Origin of the sequence: Clostridium sp. LS, assembly GCF_002760435.1 — a bacterium.
In the GTDB taxonomy this organism is placed as follows: Bacteria; Bacillota; Clostridia; order Clostridiales; family Clostridiaceae; genus Clostridium.
In genome coordinates, this window is sequence record NZ_AUUU01000200.1 from 1 (window position 1) to 3453 (window position 3453).

General features: G+C 28.2%; 4 protein-coding genes and 1 tRNA gene. 4 read left to right on the forward strand and 1 reads right to left on the reverse strand.

Features of this window, described 5'->3' with window-relative positions; genetic code table 11:
- Both COL3_RS26245 and COL3_RS26250 read left to right on the forward strand, forming a co-directional pair.
- Positions 1-76, forward strand: a tRNA-Pro gene (locus tag COL3_RS26245).
- 270 nt (positions 77-346) lie between these two features.
- On the forward strand, positions 347-991 hold the full coding sequence (locus COL3_RS26250) for an HAD family phosphatase (protein ID WP_008429463.1): 645 nt from the start codon (positions 347-349) through the stop codon (positions 989-991).
- A gap of 162 nt (positions 992-1153) precedes the next feature.
- Here COL3_RS26250 and COL3_RS26255 read toward each other — a convergent pair whose 3' ends face one another.
- Entirely contained in the window at positions 1154-1900 is a 747-nt protein-coding gene (locus tag COL3_RS26255; protein ID WP_008429466.1) for a peptidyl-prolyl cis-trans isomerase, read from the reverse strand.
- 172 nt (positions 1901-2072) lie between these two features.
- Between COL3_RS26255 and COL3_RS26260 the strand changes: the two genes are divergently transcribed.
- Positions 2073-2750 carry a uracil-DNA glycosylase gene (locus COL3_RS26260; RefSeq protein ID WP_035284550.1) on the forward strand — a complete coding sequence of 226 codons (678 nt, stop codon included), beginning with the start codon at positions 2073-2075 and terminating at the stop codon, positions 2748-2750.
- 104 nt (positions 2751-2854) lie between these two features.
- Positions 2855-3265 (forward strand): DUF3785 family protein, encoded by a 411-nt coding sequence (locus tag COL3_RS26265; protein ID WP_008429470.1) that lies wholly within the window; start codon positions 2855-2857, stop codon positions 3263-3265.
- Positions 3266-3453: the final 188 nt, after the last annotated feature.

Here is a 3453-nt window from a genome sequence, read left to right on the forward strand (position 1 = left end):
CGGGGTGTGGCGCAGATGGGAGCGCGCGTGGTTTGGGACCATGAGGTCGCAGGTTCAATCCCTGTCACCCCGACCAAAATATTTTTCATGCAACTTTAACAGCTTAAGGAAAAATCCTTAAGTTTTTTTATTTTATACTATAAAATTATAGTTTTATATTATTATATTTCAATTACGACTTTATATCAAGAAACAATTGTTTAAAATGTAATTTTAGTACTTACAGACTTTATGTTGAACTCATTTCCATACTTAAATACCCTATCGTCAATATATAGTTAATTCTTCACTAATAGTAATTATCAGCATGATAAAATCATAAATAAAGATATCTAGGAGGTGACCCATGTTAACTGATATAAAAGGAGTAATATTTGACTTAGATGGAACGCTTGTTGATTCCATGTGGGTTTGGACTCAAATTGATATTGATTACCTTAAAATAAAAGGGTATTCCATGCCAGAAAATTTAAGAAATGATATTGCACACTTGAGCTTCCATCAGGCAGCTGTTTATTTTAAAAATGAGTTTAATATTAAAGATTCCATAGATGAAATACTAACTGATTGGCATACTATGGCATACAATCATTATGCAAATAACGTGAAATTAAAACCTGGCGTAAAGGAATTTTTAGATTACTTAAATTCTCGTAATATTAAAATTGCTTTAGCTACAAGTAATTCAATTCCACTACTTGAAGCTTGTTTAAAAAATAATGGAATCTACGACTATTTTGATTCAATTACAACTACTGATGAAGTTGTTAAAGGCAAAAATTGTCCCGATGTATATTTACTAGCATCTAAAAAGTTAGGAATAGAACCAGAACATTGCTTAGTATTTGAGGACATCCTTCCTGCTATACAAGGTGCAAAGGCTGCTAATATGAGAGTTATAGCAGTAAGTGATAGTGAGTGTACAAATTCAAAGGAAGAGCTTCTTAAATATGCAGATAAATATATTGATTCATTTATAGAATTGTTATAGTTTTTAAAATCGTATAATTTAGTACTAGCTTAAACGCTATATTTATGAAATTATTAAATAGTAAGAAAGTACTCTTCTAATAACATTACTTAATGTAATGTTATTAGAAAGAGTACTTTTTTTGATATAGTATAATCCAAAGCCTGTTTTCATCTTAATTAATTATTTTCTTTCAACTCCATATTTTGCTTCTAATTCTTTTATCATGTCTTCATATTTTTTATGTTGATTTTGCTTTATTAGTTGATCTAAAACATTATCTTTTACTTCATCAAAACTCTTAGTTGATGCTTCATTTTTTTCATCTACTAATATTAAATGATATCCAAATTGAGTTTTAACTGGTTCAGTAATTACTCCTATTTCTGCTGTAAAAGCTGCTTCTTCAAATTCAGGAACCATCTTTCCTCTTGAGAACTCACCTAAGTTTCCACCTTGCATGTTAGATGGACACATTGAATATTTCATTGAAGCATCACCAAAAGATATTTTACCACTTAAAATTTCTTCTTTAGCTTTATTAGCTTCTTCTTCTGTTTCAACTAATATATGTCTTGCCGAAACTGTTTCTGGTTTACCAAAAGCTTCTTTATTATCTTCATAATATTTTTTAACTTCATCATCTGTAACAGTTATATCACTTAATATTTTATTAACAGCCATTGAAGTTATTACTTCTTTAGATATATTCTCCATTGCATCTTTATATTCTTGAGTTTTATCTAAACCTATTTCTTTTCCAAACTTATTCATTAATTCAAATGAAATTAATTGTTCTGTTAATTGTTTTCTCTTTCCTTCACTTTGCAAAGCTACTCTTTGTTCCTCAGGATATCTAGAGATTATTGCATTTAAATCTTTTTCAGTTATTTCGTTTCCCGCTACAACAGCTAATACCTTATTTTCCATGTTAATTCTCCTTTATGTACTTATTATTATTTTTTGCATTTATTATATACCATTTTAACAGTATCTACCGCTTCTAACAATAATATAACTAAATAAAATTGAAATTAATAACCTTAAAGATGCATTGTACATAAAATTGTAATAAAATGCTATAATAAGTATGGGTGATGTTATGTCGGAAATATTAAAAAATGATTGGAAAAATTATTTAGAATCTGAATTTAAGAAAGACTATTATATTAATCTAAGAAGATTTCTAGTGAATGAGTATAATTCAAAAATTATCTATCCTAATATGTATGACCTTTTTAACGCATTGCATTTTACACCTTATAGTAATGTTAAAGTTGTTATACTAGGACAGGATCCTTATCATGGACCAAATCAAGCACATGGATTAAGTTTTTCAGTTAATCCTGGTGTTAAAGCTCCACCATCTTTAATTAATATCTATAAAGAGCTGCATACAGATTTAGGCTGCTACATTCCAAACAATGGTTATTTAAAAAAATGGGCAGATCAAGGGGTTTTATTGCTTAATACAGTACTTACAGTTAGAGCTGGAGAAGCTAATTCCCATAAAAATAAAGGCTGGGAGGAATTTACCACTAAAGTTATCGAAGTATTAAATGATAAAGAAACTCCTGTAGTTTTTATTCTTTGGGGTAGTAATGCTATTTCAAAAACCAGCTTGATAACTAATCCAAAACATTATATTATTAAATCTGTTCATCCTAGTCCATTATCAGCTTCAAAAGGCTTCTTTGGCAGTAAACCATTTTCAAAAACAAATGATTTCTTAATTTCAACAAACCAAAAACCAATTGATTGGCAAATTGAGAATATATAAAGATTATAATATAGACATAGAATACAAATTTTTAGTATGGATTCTAAAATATAATCTTTGAGCTTTCAATTCTCAAGCTTTATTATTAAAAGGGGGGATATTTTATGGAGTATAAATTTACTCATGATAACAAGGAGTACATATTAACTAAAGAAAATTGTGACGGAATATTTTTTGAAGATGAAAATGAGGTAACAGGCTTATCAATAGATATGATACTAGATGCTTTAAATGAAGGTGACGAAGTAAGTTTTTCAAATGAGTATTATGCAGATAAATGCTCTTGCAATACACAGGAACAAATAAATAAATCTTATCGTTATTTTGAGTACCACTTCTACAGTTATACAAAAAATAATGAATACATTATAAATACTATTAGTAATGAATATAAAAACACATCTTTTAATAAACTTTTCGGATTAGGAAAGATTGATGATAGTTACATAGTTAGTGTAACTGTATGCCCTAATTGTGGTATCTACTCAGTATATGTAGATCAATGTACTGTTTAGTTAACATTAATAAATGACACTATATAAAAAATAAATAACATTTGAATATAAATATTATCTTTATACTCAAATGTTGTTTATAATATGTATTATAAACATTATAAAAAAGCACTAACATATGTTAGTGCTTTTCATTATGGTGGCTCGAACTGGAATCGAACCAGTGACACGAGGATTTTCAGTCCTCT